Origin of the sequence: Veillonella sp. S13053-19, assembly GCF_002959835.1 — a bacterium.
Taxonomy (GTDB): Bacteria; Bacillota; Negativicutes; order Veillonellales; family Veillonellaceae; genus Veillonella; species Veillonella rogosae.
Genome location: NZ_PPDA01000009.1, coordinates 205,404 through 223,564 on the forward strand (window position 1 = coordinate 205,404; position 18,161 = coordinate 223,564).

General features: G+C 33.8%; 36 protein-coding genes and 2 pseudogenes. All 38 read right to left on the reverse strand.

Features of this window, described 5'->3' with window-relative positions; genetic code table 11:
• Window positions 1-97: 97 nt before the first annotated feature.
• Window positions 98-655, reverse strand: coding sequence for a DUF4303 domain-containing protein (locus tag VEHSUH06_RS06335; protein WP_105098204.1), 558 nt, complete (start codon window positions 653-655; stop codon window positions 98-100).
• On the reverse strand, window positions 652-873 hold the full coding sequence (locus VEHSUH06_RS06340; protein WP_105098205.1) for a hypothetical protein: 222 nt from the start codon (window positions 871-873) through the stop codon (window positions 652-654). Before VEHSUH06_RS06340 ends, VEHSUH06_RS06335 begins: the two co-directional genes overlap by 4 nt.
• A gap of 15 nt (window positions 874-888) precedes the next feature.
• A pseudogene (locus VEHSUH06_RS10940) lies at window positions 889-1,044 on the reverse strand (RHS repeat-associated core domain-containing protein); the annotation flags it as partial.
• 193 nt (window positions 1,045-1,237) lie between these two features.
• The gene (locus VEHSUH06_RS06350) at window positions 1,238-1,678 is read right to left on the reverse strand and encodes an SMI1/KNR4 family protein (RefSeq protein ID WP_105098206.1); all 441 of its coding nucleotides are present in this window, start codon (window positions 1,676-1,678) and stop codon (window positions 1,238-1,240) included.
• A 16-nt stretch (window positions 1,679-1,694) separates the two neighbouring features.
• Window positions 1,695-1,958 carry an HNH/ENDO VII family nuclease gene (locus tag VEHSUH06_RS10945; protein WP_105098207.1) on the reverse strand — a complete coding sequence of 88 codons (264 nt, stop codon included), beginning with the start codon at window positions 1,956-1,958 and terminating at the stop codon, window positions 1,695-1,697.
• A gap of 124 nt (window positions 1,959-2,082) precedes the next feature.
• Window positions 2,083-2,268 carry an RHS repeat-associated core domain-containing protein gene (locus VEHSUH06_RS10950; protein WP_199179763.1) on the reverse strand — a complete coding sequence of 62 codons (186 nt, stop codon included), beginning with the start codon at window positions 2,266-2,268 and terminating at the stop codon, window positions 2,083-2,085.
• 245 nt (window positions 2,269-2,513) lie between these two features.
• The gene (locus VEHSUH06_RS06365; protein ID WP_105098208.1) at window positions 2,514-3,326 is read right to left on the reverse strand and encodes a hypothetical protein; all 813 of its coding nucleotides are present in this window, start codon (window positions 3,324-3,326) and stop codon (window positions 2,514-2,516) included.
• A 42-nt stretch (window positions 3,327-3,368) separates the two neighbouring features.
• A complete protein-coding gene (locus VEHSUH06_RS10955) occupies window positions 3,369-3,596 on the reverse strand; it encodes an RHS repeat-associated core domain-containing protein (RefSeq protein WP_199179746.1) in 228 nt (75 codons plus the stop codon).
• A pseudogene (locus tag VEHSUH06_RS10960) lies at window positions 3,596-3,742 on the reverse strand (RHS domain-containing protein); the annotation flags it as partial. The pseudogene VEHSUH06_RS10960 and the gene VEHSUH06_RS10955, both read right to left, overlap by 1 nt.
• Window positions 3,743-3,786: 44 nt before the next feature.
• Window positions 3,787-4,173 carry an SMI1/KNR4 family protein gene (locus VEHSUH06_RS06375; protein WP_105098209.1) on the reverse strand — a complete coding sequence of 129 codons (387 nt, stop codon included), beginning with the start codon at window positions 4,171-4,173 and terminating at the stop codon, window positions 3,787-3,789.
• 208 nt (window positions 4,174-4,381) lie between these two features.
• Window positions 4,382-4,783: an immunity 22 family protein gene (locus tag VEHSUH06_RS06380; RefSeq protein WP_105098210.1), complete on the reverse strand. Its 402-nt coding sequence runs from the start codon at window positions 4,781-4,783 to the stop codon at window positions 4,382-4,384.
• A 35-nt stretch (window positions 4,784-4,818) separates the two neighbouring features.
• Window positions 4,819-5,454, reverse strand: a complete 636-nt coding sequence (locus VEHSUH06_RS06385; protein WP_105098211.1) for an Imm43 family immunity protein — start codon at window positions 5,452-5,454, stop codon at window positions 4,819-4,821.
• Between the two features lie 271 nt (window positions 5,455-5,725).
• Window positions 5,726-6,061 carry a hypothetical protein gene (locus tag VEHSUH06_RS10770; protein ID WP_199179748.1) on the reverse strand — a complete coding sequence of 112 codons (336 nt, stop codon included), beginning with the start codon at window positions 6,059-6,061 and terminating at the stop codon, window positions 5,726-5,728.
• A gap of 30 nt (window positions 6,062-6,091) precedes the next feature.
• Window positions 6,092-6,514: a hypothetical protein gene (locus VEHSUH06_RS06405; RefSeq protein ID WP_146251402.1), complete on the reverse strand. Its 423-nt coding sequence runs from the start codon at window positions 6,512-6,514 to the stop codon at window positions 6,092-6,094.
• A 157-nt stretch (window positions 6,515-6,671) separates the two neighbouring features.
• Window positions 6,672-6,983: an RHS repeat-associated core domain-containing protein gene (locus tag VEHSUH06_RS06410; RefSeq protein WP_199179750.1), complete on the reverse strand. Its 312-nt coding sequence runs from the start codon at window positions 6,981-6,983 to the stop codon at window positions 6,672-6,674.
• A 9-nt stretch (window positions 6,984-6,992) separates the two neighbouring features.
• Window positions 6,993-7,184 (reverse strand): RHS domain-containing protein, encoded by a 192-nt coding sequence (locus VEHSUH06_RS10965; RefSeq protein WP_199179764.1) that lies wholly within the window; start codon window positions 7,182-7,184, stop codon window positions 6,993-6,995.
• The gene (locus VEHSUH06_RS06415; RefSeq protein ID WP_199179752.1) at window positions 7,181-7,402 is read right to left on the reverse strand and encodes an NTF2 fold immunity protein; all 222 of its coding nucleotides are present in this window, start codon (window positions 7,400-7,402) and stop codon (window positions 7,181-7,183) included. Before VEHSUH06_RS06415 ends, VEHSUH06_RS10965 begins: the two co-directional genes overlap by 4 nt.
• 363 nt (window positions 7,403-7,765) lie before the next feature.
• Entirely contained in the window at window positions 7,766-8,056 is a 291-nt protein-coding gene (locus tag VEHSUH06_RS10970; RefSeq protein WP_199179765.1) for an SMI1/KNR4 family protein, read from the reverse strand.
• Complete coding sequence (locus tag VEHSUH06_RS10785) at window positions 8,053-8,349, reverse strand: hypothetical protein (RefSeq protein WP_199179753.1); 297 nt, start codon at window positions 8,347-8,349, stop codon at window positions 8,053-8,055. The genes VEHSUH06_RS10970 and VEHSUH06_RS10785 overlap by 4 nt, the downstream gene beginning before the upstream one ends.
• A gap of 126 nt (window positions 8,350-8,475) precedes the next feature.
• Entirely contained in the window at window positions 8,476-8,712 is a 237-nt protein-coding gene (locus VEHSUH06_RS06425; RefSeq protein WP_233187895.1) for a hypothetical protein, read from the reverse strand.
• A gap of 242 nt (window positions 8,713-8,954) precedes the next feature.
• On the reverse strand, window positions 8,955-9,470 hold the full coding sequence (locus tag VEHSUH06_RS06430) for an SMI1/KNR4 family protein (protein ID WP_105098215.1): 516 nt from the start codon (window positions 9,468-9,470) through the stop codon (window positions 8,955-8,957).
• 82 nt (window positions 9,471-9,552) lie between these two features.
• The gene (locus VEHSUH06_RS06435; RefSeq protein ID WP_105098216.1) at window positions 9,553-10,320 is read right to left on the reverse strand and encodes a hypothetical protein; all 768 of its coding nucleotides are present in this window, start codon (window positions 10,318-10,320) and stop codon (window positions 9,553-9,555) included.
• A 57-nt stretch (window positions 10,321-10,377) separates the two neighbouring features.
• Window positions 10,378-10,764, reverse strand: a complete 387-nt coding sequence (locus VEHSUH06_RS06440) for an ankyrin repeat domain-containing protein (RefSeq protein WP_105098217.1) — start codon at window positions 10,762-10,764, stop codon at window positions 10,378-10,380.
• Window positions 10,765-10,767: 3 nt separating this feature from the next.
• Window positions 10,768-11,091: an RHS repeat-associated core domain-containing protein gene (locus tag VEHSUH06_RS06445; RefSeq protein ID WP_199179766.1), complete on the reverse strand. Its 324-nt coding sequence runs from the start codon at window positions 11,089-11,091 to the stop codon at window positions 10,768-10,770.
• Window positions 11,091-11,477, reverse strand: a complete 387-nt coding sequence (locus VEHSUH06_RS06450; RefSeq protein ID WP_054747028.1) for an ankyrin repeat domain-containing protein — start codon at window positions 11,475-11,477, stop codon at window positions 11,091-11,093. The genes VEHSUH06_RS06445 and VEHSUH06_RS06450 overlap by 1 nt, the downstream gene beginning before the upstream one ends.
• Before the next feature lie 353 nt (window positions 11,478-11,830).
• Complete coding sequence (locus VEHSUH06_RS06455) at window positions 11,831-12,148, reverse strand: hypothetical protein (RefSeq protein ID WP_105098219.1); 318 nt, start codon at window positions 12,146-12,148, stop codon at window positions 11,831-11,833.
• 69 nt (window positions 12,149-12,217) lie between these two features.
• Window positions 12,218-12,694, reverse strand: a complete 477-nt coding sequence (locus VEHSUH06_RS06460) for a hypothetical protein (protein WP_105098220.1) — start codon at window positions 12,692-12,694, stop codon at window positions 12,218-12,220.
• A gap of 231 nt (window positions 12,695-12,925) precedes the next feature.
• Window positions 12,926-13,363 carry a hypothetical protein gene (locus tag VEHSUH06_RS06465; RefSeq protein WP_105098221.1) on the reverse strand — a complete coding sequence of 146 codons (438 nt, stop codon included), beginning with the start codon at window positions 13,361-13,363 and terminating at the stop codon, window positions 12,926-12,928.
• Complete coding sequence (locus VEHSUH06_RS10975; RefSeq protein ID WP_105098222.1) at window positions 13,360-13,752, reverse strand: RHS repeat-associated core domain-containing protein; 393 nt, start codon at window positions 13,750-13,752, stop codon at window positions 13,360-13,362. Before VEHSUH06_RS10975 ends, VEHSUH06_RS06465 begins: the two co-directional genes overlap by 4 nt.
• A gap of 186 nt (window positions 13,753-13,938) precedes the next feature.
• Window positions 13,939-14,250: a hypothetical protein gene (locus VEHSUH06_RS06475; protein WP_050774472.1), complete on the reverse strand. Its 312-nt coding sequence runs from the start codon at window positions 14,248-14,250 to the stop codon at window positions 13,939-13,941.
• 92 nt (window positions 14,251-14,342) lie between these two features.
• The gene (locus tag VEHSUH06_RS06480; protein WP_105098223.1) at window positions 14,343-14,795 is read right to left on the reverse strand and encodes a tetratricopeptide repeat protein; all 453 of its coding nucleotides are present in this window, start codon (window positions 14,793-14,795) and stop codon (window positions 14,343-14,345) included.
• Between the two features lie 25 nt (window positions 14,796-14,820).
• Window positions 14,821-15,516, reverse strand: coding sequence for an RHS repeat domain-containing protein (locus tag VEHSUH06_RS06485; protein ID WP_199179755.1), 696 nt, complete (start codon window positions 15,514-15,516; stop codon window positions 14,821-14,823).
• 66 nt (window positions 15,517-15,582) lie between these two features.
• Window positions 15,583-16,023 carry a hypothetical protein gene (locus VEHSUH06_RS06490; RefSeq protein ID WP_146251403.1) on the reverse strand — a complete coding sequence of 147 codons (441 nt, stop codon included), beginning with the start codon at window positions 16,021-16,023 and terminating at the stop codon, window positions 15,583-15,585.
• A gap of 23 nt (window positions 16,024-16,046) precedes the next feature.
• Window positions 16,047-16,610, reverse strand: coding sequence for an RHS repeat-associated core domain-containing protein (locus VEHSUH06_RS10790; protein WP_255404225.1), 564 nt, complete (start codon window positions 16,608-16,610; stop codon window positions 16,047-16,049).
• Window positions 16,611-16,707: 97 nt separating this feature from the next.
• The gene (locus VEHSUH06_RS06500; protein ID WP_105098226.1) at window positions 16,708-17,157 is read right to left on the reverse strand and encodes a hypothetical protein; all 450 of its coding nucleotides are present in this window, start codon (window positions 17,155-17,157) and stop codon (window positions 16,708-16,710) included.
• Between the two features lie 15 nt (window positions 17,158-17,172).
• A complete protein-coding gene (locus VEHSUH06_RS10845) occupies window positions 17,173-17,352 on the reverse strand; it encodes a hypothetical protein (protein ID WP_233187897.1) in 180 nt (59 codons plus the stop codon).
• Window positions 17,353-17,385: 33 nt separating this feature from the next.
• Window positions 17,386-17,700, reverse strand: coding sequence for a hypothetical protein (locus VEHSUH06_RS06505; RefSeq protein ID WP_199179759.1), 315 nt, complete (start codon window positions 17,698-17,700; stop codon window positions 17,386-17,388).
• Between the two features lie 68 nt (window positions 17,701-17,768).
• On the reverse strand, window positions 17,769-18,161 hold a 393-nt coding region (locus VEHSUH06_RS06510), incomplete at its 5' end, for a hypothetical protein (protein ID WP_105098227.1).

The window sequence follows — 18,161 nt, forward strand, 5'->3', positions numbered from 1 at the left end:
TCTGAAAAGCGGAAACCGCATTCGTACCGCCCACACCCTACGTTGGGATTAGAAATTTTGTGCAGGCTACGGCTTGCTTACTATCAAGAAAAGTTAATTATTCCACAGTTTCAGCAGCTTCTTTTAACCAAAATTGGATTGATTCGATAGGATTTAATTTTTTCGCACGAATAGTATTTGTATAATCGGGTGGTAATACTTCAACATTAATCATTATTTCTGAACGAGCTTGATTTAAGGAGAATATTCCCTTCATATCACACCGATGAAGTGCTTCCTCCATCACATTAATCCGGAAATTGAATTCTTTTTCATATTCCACTTCTGTTTTTAATGAGTGAATATCAATACGATCTAAGAAAGCTTGGTTTACTTGATGGAAATATTGTGAACCAAACTCTAAGTAAGGACTATCTATCGAAGACCATTTAAAATCTGCAATATCGTAAACATCCCAATTTTGAGCAATGCTTTGTTTTTTTAATGCTTCATATGACCAAGCACTCACAAAAGGAGCCAGTGCCTCACCTGTGGTACTTAACACAAAGAAGTAAAAAGTTTCATTTGTCAATTTGAATAAATCTATAGCCGCCTGACTTGTTGCCTCTTCGATTGTAGCAACTAACTTTTCAAATATATCATCAGAATAATTCATCCTGCTACCTCCTTAAGTATTACATTTTTTAATCTATCTCGTACCTTTTCATGAAATTTTCTATTATGCATTTCATTATGAGGGCGAGGATGACCAGCAGCTTGGCCTGACATAACTGGCCGACCTTCCAATACTATTTTTCTACCAAGCTGTTGTGAGTTTGCTCTAGTACTACCGAGATTACCATCGCCTAAAGGACCTTTTTTAGCAAGTCTCAAAACATCCACCCAAGTCTACACATTAGGCGCAAACTGATACAGATTGTCTCCACCCAACAACCCAATCGGATCCTGATTTACAAACCGCCCGGCCTCAGGCTCGTAATAGCCGTACCATAACAGATTGCCGTGGATATCAGTCATCACGCGCGGTATGCCGACTTGGTCGCAGTGGAAGTAGTGGGTTTGTTGGTCGCTTTTGCCCTTGGCATTGGTGTGGTTGTGTACCTATGTCAAGGGTTCGTAGCTGTCTTAATTTAGGCGTCTGGTTTTGCCTAAGGCGTCTGAAAAACAGAAACCGCGTGCGTGCGTACCGCACACACCCTATATCGGGATTGGAGGTTTTGTGCGGGCTACGGCTTGCTTATTCAAAATCTATAACATCTCCTTGTGAGAGAATTTCATCGAAATTGTCTGCTATTTTCCCGATACTTCCATCATCTAGCCAATACTCCCATATTGAGAAATCATCTTCCAAATCAAAATACACGCACGCTCCATCAGCTAAAGAGCCAAACAGCAAACCTCTTTTTACTCGTTCTGAGTCAATATATCCATTTGAGTCATGCCTTTCTACAATATTAGGCATCTGTTGTTTCTCTTTATTTATCTCTACTAGGTATTTTAAATAGCACCATTGAGGAAAGCCATTTAAGTTATCAAACAACGATTCTTCATTAAACAGATTAATTTGATAGTTGTTGAATTCAATCTCCATAAATAATTGAAATTTATTAATAGTATTTTTATACGAAATCGGAAGTACGATTTTCAACTTATTTTCTATATTTGATAACTGATTCATAGCAACTCCTTAACGTCTATTTACAATATGATGGTTTCTTACAACTTCCAACATGATCTTGTGCACGCTTTTTCCAATATGCTTCACGAAAACTGTCATATGCTTGAGCTTGGGTTTTATTTCTACGGAAACTTTCTGTAATGAAAAAATGTAATTGTTTACTAATTTTCTGATGTATTTGCTGATTTATTTCTAGTAAAGAACCGGGGTCTTTTCCAGATATATGGTGCAGTTGAATTTCTCTACCATTATGACCTCGTGGAGCCTGACCTTTCCACATTTTACAAATATTTGAGTTGGTAAAACAAAAGCTTTCGGGTCTTGATAGACAGTCCTACCTTGATAAGTAACAGGCTTTTTACTTTTTAGCATATTACGCATGAGCTTAGTCATCCAGACGGCACTCAATCCCAATGTATCTGACCAATTTTGCGTATTGAAAGCAAACAGATAAAAGTTTTTCCGCCCTCAAGTCCAATCGGATCCTGATTCACAAACCGACCAGCATCAGGCTCATAATACCTGAAGAAGTTGTAATGCAGTCCCGTTTCATGGTCGGCATATTGGTTTTGCAGCCGGAAGGCTGGTATGCGCTATCCGCTCCTCTTTCAGACGATCCCAGCCGGTGTATTCGCTGAACCGCAAGAAGTTGCCGTCCTTATCGCTCATCTCTCTTGGAATGCCAATTGGTCGCAGTGGAAGTAGTGGGGTTGTTGACAGTACGCAACAACACCCCTTTGTGGCCGGGTAGGACGGATTCGTCGCCGGTGGTGCGGTTGATCTTACTGGCTTTAAAGACGAAGGCAGACTTGCGGTTGAGGCGGACGTCAAGAAACTATTTAAATTTTTCTAATAATTTTTTTCTCAATTCCGCAAATTCATCCGATAAATTATTTTTAAGTTCAGTATAAATTTCATCATCGATTTTACTTTGAGTGAATAGTGTCTTTTCAATATAAGGGATAACTTTTTTAGAACTAATTGAAATTAAAAATGCAATAATTTCATTGTAAATATAAGATTTTTCATTAAATTGGCTTAGTTTATCTATTAGTAAATTTTCAATTGATTCTGATTTATAATGTTTTCCTTTTAATCCATACAATACCCATGAAATAATTTTGTGATGCTTGCTGTTTAAATTTTTTATAAGATATTCTTTTATATAATTTCTTTTTGGGAAATATGCGGAGCTAAATGCAGTAGAAATAATTATAGAATATCTATTCATATTCCAAATAGAACTAATATTATTTTCCACAGTACGAAATTCTTCTTCTCCTAGATTATATTTTCTAAATAGATGTCCTAAGGAAGATATTGCAGATGATTTTACTTTAATACTTTTGTCATTTTGAATAGAGTGAATTAATATGGAGAAAATCTCTTTCAATTCCGTGGTGCTAAGTTCTTCTTGCATTTGTCCCAAGATAAAATTTGCAATTTCTCTATGTTTACTATATCGACTTGTTAAGAGAATATTTCTGATTATATCAATAATCTCTTTATACTGAAAAAATTGTAGTCTTTTTGCTGCTTCATATTGAATAATAGAATTAGAATGTAGTAGTTTTTCTAATAAGTCATTGATTGATAGATCTTTACATTCTAAAAAAGCGTCAAAACTTGAAATTCTATCATTTACCATATTATTTTTTCCTGTTACACTTATCTTTCGAATGCCAAGCCTTTAGGGTCGTTCCATCTTTGTACGTTCAGTGCAAACTGATATAAATTTTTCCCCCATCAATCCAATCGGAACTTGATTCACAAACCGACCTGCCTCAGGCTCGTAATAACGCATCAGGTTGTAATGCAGCCCGGTTTCTTCATCATAATACTGGTTTTGCAGTCTAAACGGTTGATGCGCATTCTTGTAAACCCGCTCATCATTTTCAGACGACCCAAGGCGGTGCATTCTCCGTACCACAGAAGATTGCCGTGGATGTCGGTCATCTCTTTCGGAATGCCGATTTGGTCGGTGTGGAAGTAGTGAGATTGTTGTCGGTTTTCTCCGTCTTCGTTGATGTGGTTTTGATAGGCGAAACCGCATACGTACCGCACGTACCCTACGTCAAGACTGAAGATTTTGTGCGGGCTACGGCTTGCTAATAATTAAACATTCCTTTTTTTACTAATAGAAAGTCTTCTAAAGAAGATGATATTTTTTCTAAGGAGTCTTCACTCATTACTCCCATGCCGACAGCAAAAATATTTTGATTTTTATTATCCATCAGAATGGCAACCCCGCCACCATTATCTCCAATCATAAGAAAATTCGGCAAATATTCTTTTACTTCATAGTCAATATTCCTTTGTTGGATATCCTCGGCTTCCAAAAGGGTTATCTCATCTCCAAATAATCCATTACTTAGTTCTAAAAATTGAAGATATGAAGGATATAAAATATGCCACTCTGAAGGTAACATTTTTATAGCTTGGCTAGTAGCAGGATTATTTAAAGTATATAAGGCTTCTAATTCATGTCTATTCATTTTAAAGTGCTCCTAGTTCTCTGAAATACTTGTAACTTTGACTTAGTTCTCGTTTAATTTGCTTGGCATTCTTTGGAAAGGCGCCGTCCAAACGGGTCGTAGGAGTAGTCGATGGTGCAACTATCAGATTGCCGTTAATCTAATTGTTTAAGGCCCTCTGCAAAACAACTTTCAGACGGTCGTTATCCTAACTAATGTTTCACTATCACTAGCGATATTTTTTTCTTGGGTCTTTAAAAGTTCCTATAAACTTCAGATCATTGTAAAGTTTACCTGGATTTTCCTCATAAAATTTTGCATTAGAATAGTAATATAATGAATTACCTTCATTTATTCCTTTCTCTTTTGCTACTTTCACAATATCCTTTATAACTTTATTGGAGTGTGCCCCAACTTCTTCTGCTAACACTTCAACTGGCACAATTTCTCCATTATCTGTCTGGAATGCCACAAAATAATCGGAATCAATAAATGAAACTCCAAAATCTGCAAAAGCTGGACAATGAGAATCTGAGTCCTCCATTCCATCTGTATATTCATTAAACTCATCAGGTGTTTTAAAAGATGTCCCCATCCACACAGAAATCATATCTTTAGTTGTTTCAATCATATAATACCTCATAATTCAAAATGTTATATATCTTATTAATCCCAATAAAAGTCTGAATTATTTAATTCCTTCCACTCTTCCAAAGAATAAAGAAAAGGCAAAGAAAAGTTTTCCAATATTTTTTCTTTTAAATTTTCTGACACCATAAATGCTCCTGAATAATTATAATTGGAAGACAATAAAATATCCTTATCTGAATTAGTATATGCCTCCAGTGAAAAATCATCTTCATCTAATGCTAAATCTGGGTAAACAATTTCATCCTCAATTTCCCAATCAACTATTCTTACTAAATAATAGACTTCGTTCGTCAATAACTCACCTTTTGTATTGACAATAATTGCTTTACTCATTCCAAAATCATGATCAAACCCATATTTTTTTATAAATTCCAAAAAACGTGCTGACATGATAAAGAAATCATTATATGGAAGAAAATCAAAAGTAACACCTCTTGCTTTCTTTAAGCAGATATAAACCTTTTCAGGCATTGGAGGAATTTCTTGTCCCTTTACGAACCAACTCCATGGAAAGTCAAAATCAGGATGCGTTTTTTTAGGGTTGAATTCCTCTGATATACCTAGGACTCCACTACTTACTCGTGGCAACCCCATTTTTTCTGCTTTATCCATGCTTTGCAGAGCATATCCCCACACTAATAACTTTTTCATAATATCCTCCTAATCTAATCGTTTTGGTGAGTTGGTAGATGAACATCCTCCAACAGATATGGACTTGCTCAACCGTTAGTCCAACTATCTCTACCTAAACCTTTGCCTTTCATGCTGAAACTATTAAAAAATATTTTGTTTTCTTTCCAAACTGCCTGTGGAATTAAATGGTGTGTCTGCCAAGAAGAAGCTGGACGGAATATTCCCTGAGTATTATAAGTGTCGGTAACGACGATATGGTCTTTGCGGTAGTCGAACGTCCATTCTTCACCTAGGTAGTTGCTGCTTTTGAGCACTTTGCCGTCGGTATCGTAACGGTCTTATTCGTAGCAAGACACCAGTCTGTCGGGCTGGCTGTGTTCGACCATGATGTGGTTTCCCCAAAGTTATGCAGTACCGTAGATAGAAAGATGCGTCCATTACTACGATAATAAGCGTCATAGCTAATTGTTAAACACCATATTTCTCTTAGAAATTTTTTTACATTATCAGGTAACTCCTCTAAATAGTGGGGTAGAGAATCTAAAATAATTTCTCTATTCTCATACCAGCCTGAAGCAATCATTTTCTTAAAAAAATCTGAGTGTATTTCGTATGGTTTTTTCATAAATACTTCTTATTATTTTACTGTAGTATTTTAGAATGAAATATTCAGCCTTATTGACGCCTGTTTGGAGTCATAGATGAACAAAAGGGAATTCCATGCCAATTCAGGGCCTTTAAATTCGAGTACTGGAGCACTTTTTAGTACACAATATGATTTTAAAGGAGGATATAAATTAAGAAAATTTTGAATAATTTTTGATTCTAAGATGTTTTTAGTTAAATAAAAATAGTCATTAAATAAGATATCAATTTCCTTTTTGTATAGGTCGATAAATATTTTTCCTTCTTCTCCAAGGTAATAAATATTTTCTTGAAATAAATAAATACCTTCTTGTATATTTTTAAAATTTATTAATTTAGTTTTTTCTTTAATGTCTTTAATATCATTAAAGTTTAAGAAGAGATTATTGATGACAATGTTTTTTTGTTGTATAAATAATTTAATTTGATTCATATGTAATTTTACCTCCTGAAAGATCGAAGTTTGCCAGTACTTGTTAAAATTCCCAGGGGCAAAAGCCATACCTGCCGGCCCATGTGGATACAGTGTAAACAATATTGTCCCTTTTTCTAGGACAACATTTTTCCAATTATCCACACCTGGATAGTCCTTACTTCTTGCCAGCCAGCCGCTTCACCGGCAGGATCTTGTCCTGCACATGGATCATTACATGTTCCAGGCGATTTTTAGAACTTAACCCTAATGGGTCAGCCCACATTTGACTGTTTTGTAAAGCCCAATAGAGGTTACTACCACCAGCCAATCCAATCGGATCTTGGTTGATAAATCTTCCACATTCTGGCTCATAATACCTGAAAAAGTTATAGTGCAGCCCCATCTCACGGTCGGCGTACTGGTTTTGCAGGCGGAAGGGTTGGTATGCGCTATCCGTTACCTTGGTTTCCTCTTTCAGACGCCCCATGCGGTGTAGTTACCAAACCAGATTACCTTCGCTATTGGTCATCTCACGCGGGATGCCGATTTGGTAGCAGTGGAAGTAATGGATTTGTTGTCGGCTTTCGCTGTCTTCGCTGATGTGGTTTAGACAGGCGAAACCGCCTTCGTGCGTACCACAATGCTCTACGTCGGGATTGGAGGTTTCGTACGGGCTACAGCTTGCTATTTTGAATGAGTTATTTTTTCTACTCTCCCATCTTTTTTAGAAATAACTATATGGAAATTACCACCTAGTGCTTGTGGAGGGGCTCCATTAATGATCCAGACATCTTTCTCTTCAATAATACGGTATGGTTTTTGATTTATTGAAACGGTATTTCCATATACGTTTTTTATGTATATTTCAGCAAGCTCAAGAGCCATATTTTCTGAACTGACTAACATATTGCTCTCCTTTTTGTCTAAAAAATCTTTTGCAAAAGCTGAAGTAAAACAAAGAAATACTAATATAATAAAGAGACAGATTTTGTTCATCATTCTTTCCTTAATACCAAAATTTAAAAATCGATTGTGCTTGTGTAGGTAATGCATTATCTATATATTGATTAAATGAGAAATTTTTAAAAAACGAATGTTTCAGACGGCCTTGATGCTGATCAATAATCGGATTATTAAAGAACCAATATTTCAGACAGTCTCAAAGAACGGATTGAGACTGTCTGAAAAGCAAAAAACGCGTGCGTTCACACAGCACACAACCTACTTCGAGACTGAAGATTTTGTGCGGGCTACGGCTTGCTTTAATTATTAAACTGGAATCATTCTGCTAAAGCAATCATATAGATTTTTACCAATTAAATAGATATTTTGGAATTTTACTTCTTCAGGCATTTGTACCCCAAATTCATCAAAATAATCTTCTTCATCCCATTCATTTTCGTGATCCCAATAGAAAATTTGCCCAATTCTTTCTCCTTGAGTACATAGACAAATCAAATCACCAAATTCATTACTTGATATTGGTAGAAAATTATCTGGTATTCTATTTTTGTATTTTTCAAGCCTTTCACTAATTTGGGAGTTTTTTTGGTAGTTTATATTTTCACCATAAAAAAACCTAAATCACCACCACTCCATTCGATATTACCACCTACAGGAATATCGTCATCAGGATAACAATATTCAGGCAAATCACTATATGGGGTTAACTTAAATTCTTTTATAAATCCTGTCTCTCCACCAAATAATTCAAGGTAATCCAAATAATCTGAAAATTCTTCTCTAGTAATATCTAAAAATTTAGACATTGATTTTCTAGATGTAGGAAACAGTGGTTCAAATGTAAACCTTTGAACTCCACCCATTTTCTCAACTAAACTTTTAATTTTCATTTTCATTACTCCGTTCAGTTATAATTTTGTCAAATAATCAACATTTCTTCTTAGGTTGTTTATTACGCATAGTACATATATGTATTCCACATATACGTTACATTAAAAGTGAAAATTTCATGTAGACTAAGAATTGCTTAAATCAGGGAGGATAATAGGTTTGTAACTAAGTACTTTATCAGCTATTTCCTCGGAGCTCATGTCTGTCCAATATATATAATCTGATATATTTGGATCTGTGACCAAATTTACTAATTTTTCAAGGAGCACCTCTTCATCCTCTTCTGATCCTTCAAAATTTCTTAACTGATCAATCAATTTGATTAAATATAATCTATCCAACATAATGCTATCCTCTTCCATAAAGATTATCCCCACCCAACAGCCCAATCGAGTCCTGATTCACAAACCGCCTGACCGTCCTGACCATATTTGTAGACGGTTTTGGCCTAGATTGTTAAAGAACCAATATTTCAGACGACTTCGAAAAAGAATTGAGGTCGTCTGAAAAACAGAAACTGTGTGCGAACCACATACACCCTACATTAGGACTGAAGGTTTTGTGCGGGCTACGACTTGCTTAATAAATTTATTAAATATTCCAATTAAAAATACTTAAATGGATAAACATTAAACAAATTATTACTTATACTATTTACTGAATATATAAACTCAGTTTTTATATTATCCGTAAGTGTCTCTCCTTCATCTAATAGGTGCTCTAAATCTCTGTATAACAAAGCCAACTGGATAAATTGTGAGAAATCTATCCCTAAATTTGTAAATCCAGATCTGGTATACTCTCCAGCATCATGATTATAATGGAAAATGGTATTATCTATTTTATTTAAAAACCATCCATCTCCCTGTCCTGCTTGTCCAATACTCCAAAAACACCTTGATATTTCGGGATAATTACACTCTAGGTATCTATTTTCATTTAAAGCCTCTTCATAATTAAAAAGAGAAATATCAGGTATTATTTCTACTTCCTGATACTTAGCAATAAATAACAAATAGTTATTATCCAGCTTAGGAAGTTTATCTAACTTTTTAATTTCTACTTTACGCTTAATACATATATTGAAAAAATCCTCGGGCAATAATTTTAATTTGAACATAAATGTATACTCCATAAATCACAAACCATGTATCGGATTGATCGGCCGGTCGCCACCCACCGCACCTTTGAAGGCCGGGAAGTTATAAATAAAGTTGGATAGTACTTGTTATTTTTTTTTGTGTTTCGACACTAATTTCCTGGTTAAAATTTTGGATTAATTTTAAAAAATCAATAATTAATTTGATTTGAGTAGTGTTAAATATCGCACTTTGGTTTCTTAGGGCAATATATAAAAAGTCAACAACGTAACCATATAAATGAAATTTAGACAAATTAGAAAAAATATATTTTAAACAGCAAGGAGTAAAATATAATAAAGCCTTATTAGTAAAAGCTTGCCACTCTAGTGATTCAAGTATTGAGAGAAAATCATCGTATGTTATCTCAATCCAAGTTTTAGTAGATAGTTGCATTATAGAAAATATATAAGAGTTATCACTATCATCAAAACTTATGATGTTATTTTTATCAACTTTGAAAACTGGAAAAGTAGGCCCAATTTTTTCCTCCAGATAATTTCTTTCTTGTATATATTTTACCTCCGTTAGAAAGTTTTCAAATTCACAACATAGTCCTAAGTCTTTGATAAACTTGGAAATATAATCTAAAAAATCATGAATTATATTGATTTCATTTTTGGTTAAAGATTGTAGTAAATTAAATAGTTCACTTACTTCTCCTTGGGATATGTTGGAATAATAACTAAATAATTCTATGAAACAATCATTATCTATACTAGGATTTTCTATCGAGCTTAGTAAAAGTGTATTTAAATGTAAAGCAATTTCATTTTGTTGTTTATCTGACATTTGATTTTTAATTAATAAAATTAGATCGTTTTTTTTCATGTCTTACTTTCTACATTTTAAGGTATAGCACCATTTGATTGATTTATAATCTATTTTTTATTTACGTTTTCTAAAATTATTTAATAGTTTTACTATCTTCTCTTTATTTTCGCTGGATGAGTTAATTGCAATTCTAACAGCATTTTCTCCAAATTCATTTTGTATATTTTTATCAGATCCATTATCAAGGAGTACTTTCACCATTTCTATATTTCCAAACATGCATGCATAATGTAGGGGAGTATATCCTAAGTCCCCTTTAAGATCGATCAATGCCCCATTTTGAAGAAATACAAGAGCATCATTTAAAGAATTATTTCTAGCTGCAATATGTAAAACTGTATCATCCATGCCCCCTACTTGATTTATATCTTTAATAGTGTCACCCAAAAAATCAGGATGTGTCTCATATTTTTTTAAAATACATAATAATTCTTTTTCCATTAATTATACCCATATTCCTGCATCAGATACGACTGCTAAAGTAAGTGCAACTCCCCAGCCCACCCTTTTTTGAGGAGCTGCATCCGTTGGCTCCAAAACTGCGGCATCTGTACCTAATCCAGTTAATACAGCACCCGTTACGTTTAAGCCAAATAAATCAATCCAAATTTGAGTATTAAAAGCGAATTGATAAAGATTATTCCCACCCTTTAATTTGATCGGATCCTGATTCACAAACCGACCTACATCAGGCTCATAATACCTGGAGAAGTTGTAATGCAGCGACCTTATTACGGTTTTGTTGGCTCGCCAATAATATGATTCAATTACTTATAATTTCTCAATAAATTCATTATCTCTTTAGACTTTTTTTTATCATGATATTCTTCCGTTGCATAATGCTTTGCATCATATCCGAACTCATTTTTTATATTTGTTTTAGCACCATTCTCTAAAAGAATTTTAATAATATCAATATTTCCGTGAAGGCAAGCATTTTGAATAGGAGTAAAATTTAATTCGCCTTGTTGATTGATATTAGCACCATTTTCTATTAGTAAGATAACATCTTTTTTAGCTTGAGAATTAACGGCTAAATTTAATAATGTTTCTCCCATAGAACCTAAGTCATGTACTGAAGTGATTGGATTACTACTAAAAAAACTAGGGTAGTCTTGGTATTTCAAAAAAAGTTTTGTTAAAAGATTATTCATATTTACTCTCCAAACAATTCTATCTAGAACATTCAGCTTTTGCTTTTTCTTTTAAAACATTTAATCTGTTTTTCCAATCATTTATTTACTTTTTTATTTGCTTTGTTAAATATTTGTCGTAAACGAGAGTTGTAGTGCAGCCCCGTCTTACGGTCGGCATATTGGTTTTGCCGTCTGAACGACTGATTCGCATCCTTATAAACCCGCTCGTCCTTTTTCAGAAGACCCCAGCCGGTATAGTTGAAGCAAGTGAGGAGAGCATAGGGAAAAGGTCGTCTGAAAATTGATTTCAGATAACCTTGATATTAAGCGGAACTCGACCTAACCTACGACTACTGTTTGTTAAGAGGTATTTATCGTCCTTGACCAAGAATTTCTTCTCCAATTAGTGAATCTAACTCTATCCATGCATCTTCAAGTTGACTAACAATAGAAGATTTATTTTTATTTGGATCGTCTTTTAGATTGAGATACCAAATATGTGTTAATTTTGGTATTTCATATAAATAAGACGCTAGTCTTTTTTCAATTAGATTATGATTATGAGTATAATGCTTTATTTCATTCAAAATTTTTAATAATTCTTGGTAGTCCTTTACATCAAATTCAAGATCCATTCTGACCTTATCAATAAAACTATTATTTTCAAGTTTTTCTAATAATTCTTTCATGGTAACCACCTTTAAGTTATACAAAGGCAAAGGATTGCTTCTGCTGGAATAGTTTATTTATTTTTAAAGTTAAGCGTTCAGTCCGATAGAAATAGATAACACATCTTCCTCATTGTCGAGTAGAGATATATCGACAACTTTATCTATTTTATTACTAAATAATTTTAAACAATAAAAATTAGGTTTGTTTATTAATTCTAGCCAATTGCTAATATTTTTTATTTTGATAATAAACAAGGGGAATAACTCTATTGGTATTTCCGCCGAATCATGTATTCCTCCATAAAAGTATACATAAGCAATATCATTTTCCTCTGGTGCAAAAAAATTTAATATTTCATTTTTTATCGATAAACTAAAATTTTCTTTTGATAATTCTATATTTCTATAGGGGGTAAAAGTACGATTTATTATTTCACATGAGAGTGGATATGGAATAATTTTTTCAGAATCTGAAATTAAATTATTCAAAAAATGAATTTCTTTCATTTTTTTCATTAAATGATTCTGTTTTAAAGTAAAGATCTTATTTTCTAAAGTTGTCATGATACTATTTCCTATGTTGTACGGTTACATTATCTTTGTAGTACTTCCAAGAAAATGTACCATTCCCATTATTTCTTTTTGACTAAGATTTCCATCCATTTTGGCAGTAGCTACATGCCAGTGTGGAGAAGGGTATTTTGCAATCGGAAGGGTTTGTGAGCAGAAGACAATAACAGAAACAGCGTGTGTACTGCACACGCTTCTATGTTGTGATTGAAGGTTTTGTGCAGACTATGGTTTGCTTTTTAATATTCCTCCAGTATTTCTATCAATTTCTGTAATTTCATTAGAAGAATGTAGAGAAAGATAATTATTTTTTTCTACAAAGTCTATAAAATCTATAGAATCAAAGTGCCAATATATCCAAATAATATTTCCATTATGAGATAGATAAATTAGTTTAATTTCATCAGTAATGTAAATTTGATTATCAAAAAAATATAATTGAATTTCGTATTCTGCTTCATAAATTAAAGAAAAAGCTTTTTTCGAACATGAAAAAAAATATACTTTGAATTTATCTATAATAAAAAAATTACCATCTTCTAGTTGTATTAGATTGTAATTAAAGTCAATAGGTGAGTATGTAAATATACAACCTTCTATCTCCCATAATAACTTTAAATCATCTTGAATTTCAATTTTAATCTTATTAGATAATAGCTTCATGATAAGTTTCCTTTATCAACGGACTTTTGGTTATGTTTAAAATATCCTAATGTATATTCAATTTTCTTTGCAGATATTTTAAACTTGAACCAGCCTAATATATCAATCCAAATCATAACGTTTGGATTGGATGTATAAAAATACTCATCTCCAAGTAACCCAATCGGATCCTGATTCACAAACCGACCCGTATCAGGTGAATAATACCTGAATAGGTTGTAATTCAGCCCCGTCTCGCGGTCGCAATACTGGTTTTGCAATCGGAAGGGTTGGTGAGCATTTCCGGATGTGTTGGTTTCGTTCTTCAGTTTGCCCCAGCCGTAATACAGGTAGTTGATTTGTCTGCTGCCGGACAAACCGTTTCGGGCGTTCTCTTCTCTAGACGGCACTTTCCATTGGTACTGACCGTTTTCGTTGTAGTCGAAGCCGGTAAGGATGACACATAAGAAAAGATCGTCTGAAAATTTTCACACAACCTTTTTAGGCTGTTGGTTCTAGACCCAACCTACGCTTGCTAGAAACATTTACAGTTATTTGGATTTTGATTAGCTTTATATAGTTTGAAGGATTTAAAATCAGCAAATTATAAAAGAATTCAGATTTAAAATGAATGTATTTAAATCTCTCTTCCATAACTTAATGCTCTTAGAAAAGTATAATGATATAGCTGGCTCTTCAGATAAAAAACATGCATAACTTTTTTCGATTGGTAAAACTTCCAAGTCATCCATTCCTTCAAAAGCTAGAGTACAAGTTTTGTTTGGTTGGTATCTATGACGAATAGTCCAATATTCTGATATATCTAAATCATTTCCTTCTGATTCTTTCAAAACAATCCAGTTATGGTTATGTAATTGGTCTCTTAAATCTTCAATATGATATTTCATAGTATATTTTCCTCTAGTTATACTACATCCGGGTCGTAGGCGTAGCAGCGGTTAAGTACGGTACAAAAAAGATCGTCTAAAAATATCGAATCTTACTTTTTGGTTTTTTTCTTAGGATTTAATTCTTCTTTACGTTGCTTATAAAATTGCCAATATTTTTTGTCTTCCATAGAGAAAGGTGTGTAACGTAGCTCATTATAAGTTAGGTCAAAATATTTATAGGCATTTTCCATATCACCTAGTTCGTAATAGATAATACCTGCCCATAAAAATGTACTGCCATCAGGAACTGTTTTTCGCGCCTCAAGCGCAATAAGTATCCACTCAAGAGCTTTGGGATAATCACCTAATTTTTTATAGCTTCCTGAAATACCACAGGCGATTGCCGAAGTAGGCTCAACGAATTGAGTGGCTGGTTTAGGTAAAAGTTCCCATGCTTGATTCAGAATATCAATGCGTTCCTCCGGCGTAGTAGCATCATTTGAGTTACATACAAAATCATTGATTTGTTTGTTTAATTCATAGTTTACTTGATCTAAATACATAATTTCTCCTTCTTATGTGCATTCTTTAAAGAGTATTTATTACCATGTTGGTCCGGTTGTGTACCTGTGCCAAGGGTTCGTAGGAATCCGGGTCGGTGTAGAGATAGGTATATCTGCCGTCCGGGTGGACTTCCTGCAAGAGGTGGCTGCCGTCCCAAACGAATCCGATTTCCTCTTCAAGGCCGTCTGAAACTTCTTCGTTTTTCAGACGCCTTTTGCCTATCCTTCTGCCCAAGGCGTCGTAGGTGTAGGTCCAAGTCTCTTTCGTACCGTCTTTTTTGAAGATTTCCGCCATAACCAGTTGGTCGTGCAGATCGTAGAAGTAGTTCTGTACTTCGCCGTCGGCCAATTCGCGGTGGGTCAGGTTGCCTGCTTTGTCGTAGGCGTAGCTGCGGTTGACGGCATAGACCGATGTTACTGCATTTTTAGCTGTTTCGGTCTGCGTCAACTCGTTAATTGCGGCAATTTGCCTTTTCAGACGGCCTAAGGGATCGAGTTCGTAACGGCTGGCGAGTTTACCCTGTGTGCGGTAGATTTCGCGGTGCAGCTTGTCGCGTTCGATGTCGGAGATGACTTCGTCGTCGAGGCTGATTTGGTGCAGGTGGCCGCTGCCGTAATACAGGTAGTTGATCTGTCTGCCGTCGGGCAGGACGGTGGCGGTACAGTTGCCGTTGAAGTCGTAGTGGTAGCGGACGGTTTCGGTAACGGGCAGATACAGCATATCGTACTGCGCATCGCGCCAGTCGGTTTCAGACGACCTTTGGCATTTGTTGGGTCTTGACCTAGCCTACGTTTGCTGAATAAGGAACTCTTCAAACTGAGTTGGCAAAGAGGGATGAATATCATGTAAATCAATAATTATAATTGAAATTAAGTCATCAATATCTCCTCCTTCTTTTGCAATTTCTTCCTTTTCGTAATCGTACATAGTATAGATAATAAGATTTAAAAAAAATCTAAAACCTTCTGAGCTTGAATCAAATAATTTCCATGCTTGGATACGTTTACTTATTAATGAATTTAATGATATAGAGCTGTTATAATAATTTTCACTTGCTAATAAAAAACTTAATGATATATCGGTATTTTTATTGTTTAAAAATATTTTTTCTTTAATGTTAATCTGTGAATTATTATCATAAAATTTTTTTAGGAAATCTCTTAGCTTATTAATTAGAAAATTTTCATTTTTCTGGTTTTTTTCTAAAAACTCGGAAATATTATTCATAATTTCATTTATATCATACATGACTATTTTTTACCTTTCATTCTTAAGAATTTTAATACCCATGCACAACTACTACACGGTGCTTTAAGTGTACCATCAGCAAGATCATAAGCTTCTGATGTTCCGTTTTTAACGATTTTTCTTAAATCAGAAATTGTCCGAGCATCTGCATCTTCTGCAATTCTGCTAAGAGCATCAGCTTCCCCACATTTGCAATGAAAAGGAGACCTTCTTCGGGCAGGAACTTTATCATAAGCTTCTTGTACGACAGGATGTATTTTTCCTCTTTTACCTTTTACTTTTGTGCTAAATCCTTCAGCAATAATTCCAGATATTGTTTTTATAATAGCCTTAACCCCTTTTTTTGATAGTCCTAATGGATCAATCCATCCCAACGCATTCATCGCAAACTGATAAAAGTTTGTCCCTCCCATCAATCCAATCGGATCTTGGTTAATAAATCTTCCACATTCTGGCTCATAATACCTGAAGAAGTTGTAATGCAGCCCCGTCTCACGGTCAGCATACTGGTTCTGCAGGCGGAAGGGGTGGTATGCGCTATCCGTTACCTTGGTTTCCTCTTTCAGACAATCTTACTGGAACATTAGGTCTCAACTCACCCTAGGACGACTATTTGAATTTCTGTTTAATTAGAATGAATTAATATTCAAGACCTAATTAAATTTATTTATCAAAAGCGGTTGGATCAAAAACAGAGATATATTTTATATTCATTTTGATAGCTTCTTCGAACGGAGGGTCATCTTCAGAAACTTCCAGTGCAATTCCTTCAATAATTTTTGAAAAAAAAGCTTCTTCACATTCATCGTAATAGAAACCTAAATTAGAATTTAAGATATCATTAATAGGTATTCCTATTTTAATAGTTCTGAATTTGCCTTGATATCCTTCTAATGCAGAAATTTTATAAATTTCTCCTGAAGTAATATCTACGTTAATTTCAATTGGAATATCAGTAAATATATATCTGCATGAATAAACATTAGTTTGAAAAAATTTTAATTTTCCATTTAACATATTTTTATTAATAATACTGGAGTAATTTTTAATATTGTCTTTTAATCTGATTCCCCCTAAACTCTTCGCGGGGATTATTTCATCATAAATATTCATTATCAACCTTTCGTATTATTCTGAAGGAAATCTTTGTGTTCCACCTTTACCAGAAGATATTTTCCAATAAGGTGCTCCTTCATAATGCCTAGGGCTCCCTGGGTGGTATTGAATGTAACGAATAGTAAATTTATTACCTCGTGAATTTAATTCTCTTAATGTAAATCTTTTATTGCCTCCACGAGTTTTACGCATTACATCTTGCTGTATAGTTTTTTTATTTGAGGATCAAATTTGTTGTGAACCATCAAAATTTGTATCTAACCCATCTATATATTTCTCAAAATCAAGGTGATATAGTTTTTTTAAATTTCTAATCCAGATAACAAATTCAAAGAAAATATTAATATTTGTATCTGTTATTTCAAATATCCCGTTGTCTTGGTGAGATTCTTGGATAGCTGAGATAATTCTTTTAAATATTTCTTTATTTTCCCTAATTTCATCAATAGGTAATGTTTGCAATCTATCAATAAAAAATAATTCATCCTCAATACTTAAAATAGAGGGTAAGTTTTCTAGTTTTTCTAATAATTCTTTCATGGTAAACACCTTTAAGTTATACAAAGCAAAGGATAGCTTCTGCTGGAATAGTTCATTTATTTTTAAAGTTAAGCGTTCAGTCCAATAGAAACAGATAACACATCTTCCTCTTTGTCGAGTAGAGATATATCTATAACTTTATCTATTTTATTACTAAAGAATTTTAAACAATAAAAATTAGGTTTGTTTATTAATTCTAGCCAATTGCTAATATTTTTTATTTTGATAATAAACAAGGGGAATAATTCTATTGGTATTTCAGCCGAATCATGTATTCCTCCATAAAAGTATACATAAGCAATATCATTTTCCTCTGGTGCAAAAAAATTTAATATTTCATTTTTTATCGATAAACTAAAATTTTCTTTTGATAATTCTATATTTCTATAGGGGGTAAAAGTACGATTTATTATTTCACATGAGAGTGGATATGGAATAATTTTTTCAGAATCTGAAATTAA

Excerpts from the sequence above, each read along its gene's own strand:
- VEHSUH06_RS06505 (WP_199179759.1), bottom strand. The coding sequence starts at position 17,700 with ATGAAAGAATTATTAGAAAAACTAGAAAACTTACCCTCTATTTTAAGT.
- VEHSUH06_RS10955 (WP_199179746.1), bottom strand. The coding sequence starts at position 3,596 with ATGCACCGCCTTGGGTCGTCTGAAAATGATGAGCGGGTTTACAAGAAT.
- VEHSUH06_RS06490 (WP_146251403.1), bottom strand. The coding sequence starts at position 16,023 with ATGAATAATATTTCCGAGTTTTTAGAAAAAAACCAGAAAAATGAAAAT.
- VEHSUH06_RS06455 (WP_105098219.1), bottom strand. The coding sequence starts at position 12,148 with ATGAAAGAATTATTAGAAAAACTTGAAAATAATAGTTTTATTGATAAG.
- VEHSUH06_RS06335 (WP_105098204.1), bottom strand. The coding sequence starts at position 655 with ATGAATTATTCTGATGATATATTTGAAAAGTTAGTTGCTACAATCGAA.
- VEHSUH06_RS06500 (WP_105098226.1), bottom strand. The coding sequence starts at position 17,157 with ATGAATATTTATGATGAAATAATCCCCGCGAAGAGTTTAGGGGGAATC.
- VEHSUH06_RS10785 (WP_199179753.1), bottom strand. The coding sequence starts at position 8,349 with ATGAAAATTAAAAGTTTAGTTGAGAAAATGGGTGGAGTTCAAAGGTTT.
- VEHSUH06_RS06460 (WP_105098220.1), bottom strand. The coding sequence starts at position 12,694 with ATGACAACTTTAGAAAATAAGATCTTTACTTTAAAACAGAATCATTTA.
- VEHSUH06_RS06465 (WP_105098221.1), bottom strand. The coding sequence starts at position 13,363 with ATGAAGCTATTATCTAATAAGATTAAAATTGAAATTCAAGATGATTTA.
- VEHSUH06_RS06430 (WP_105098215.1), bottom strand. The coding sequence starts at position 9,470 with ATGTTCAAATTAAAATTATTGCCCGAGGATTTTTTCAATATATGTATT.
- VEHSUH06_RS06475 (WP_050774472.1), bottom strand. The coding sequence starts at position 14,250 with ATGAAATATCATATTGAAGATTTAAGAGACCAATTACATAACCATAAC.
- VEHSUH06_RS06350 (WP_105098206.1), bottom strand. The coding sequence starts at position 1,678 with ATGAATCAGTTATCAAATATAGAAAATAAGTTGAAAATCGTACTTCCG.
- VEHSUH06_RS06415 (WP_199179752.1), bottom strand. The coding sequence starts at position 7,402 with ATGTTAGTCAGTTCAGAAAATATGGCTCTTGAGCTTGCTGAAATATAC.
- VEHSUH06_RS06380 (WP_105098210.1), bottom strand. The coding sequence starts at position 4,783 with ATGATTGAAACAACTAAAGATATGATTTCTGTGTGGATGGGGACATCT.
- VEHSUH06_RS06410 (WP_199179750.1), bottom strand. The coding sequence starts at position 6,983 with ATGGGGCGTCTGAAAGAGGAAACCAAGGTAACGGATAGCGCATACCAA.
- VEHSUH06_RS06375 (WP_105098209.1), bottom strand. The coding sequence starts at position 4,173 with ATGAATAGACATGAATTAGAAGCCTTATATACTTTAAATAATCCTGCT.
- VEHSUH06_RS06385 (WP_105098211.1), bottom strand. The coding sequence starts at position 5,454 with ATGAAAAAGTTATTAGTGTGGGGATATGCTCTGCAAAGCATGGATAAA.
- VEHSUH06_RS06365 (WP_105098208.1), bottom strand. The coding sequence starts at position 3,326 with ATGGTAAATGATAGAATTTCAAGTTTTGACGCTTTTTTAGAATGTAAA.
- VEHSUH06_RS06435 (WP_105098216.1), bottom strand. The coding sequence starts at position 10,320 with ATGAAAAAAAACGATCTAATTTTATTAATTAAAAATCAAATGTCAGAT.
- VEHSUH06_RS10845 (WP_233187897.1), bottom strand. The coding sequence starts at position 17,352 with ATGCGTAAAACTCGTGGAGGCAATAAAAGATTTACATTAAGAGAATTA.
- VEHSUH06_RS10945 (WP_105098207.1), bottom strand. The coding sequence starts at position 1,958 with ATGTGGAAAGGTCAGGCTCCACGAGGTCATAATGGTAGAGAAATTCAA.
- VEHSUH06_RS06485 (WP_199179755.1), bottom strand. The coding sequence starts at position 15,516 with ATGCTGTATCTGCCCGTTACCGAAACCGTCCGCTACCACTACGACTTC.
- VEHSUH06_RS06425 (WP_233187895.1), bottom strand. The coding sequence starts at position 8,712 with ATGGAAGAGGATAGCATTATGTTGGATAGATTATATTTAATCAAATTG.
- VEHSUH06_RS10770 (WP_199179748.1), bottom strand. The coding sequence starts at position 6,061 with ATGAAAAAACCATACGAAATACACTCAGATTTTTTTAAGAAAATGATT.
- VEHSUH06_RS06405 (WP_146251402.1), bottom strand. The coding sequence starts at position 6,514 with ATGAATCAAATTAAATTATTTATACAACAAAAAAACATTGTCATCAAT.
- VEHSUH06_RS06440 (WP_105098217.1), bottom strand. The coding sequence starts at position 10,764 with ATGGAAAAAGAATTATTATGTATTTTAAAAAAATATGAGACACATCCT.
- VEHSUH06_RS06450 (WP_054747028.1), bottom strand. The coding sequence starts at position 11,477 with ATGAATAATCTTTTAACAAAACTTTTTTTGAAATACCAAGACTACCCT.
- VEHSUH06_RS06480 (WP_105098223.1), bottom strand. The coding sequence starts at position 14,795 with ATGTATTTAGATCAAGTAAACTATGAATTAAACAAACAAATCAATGAT.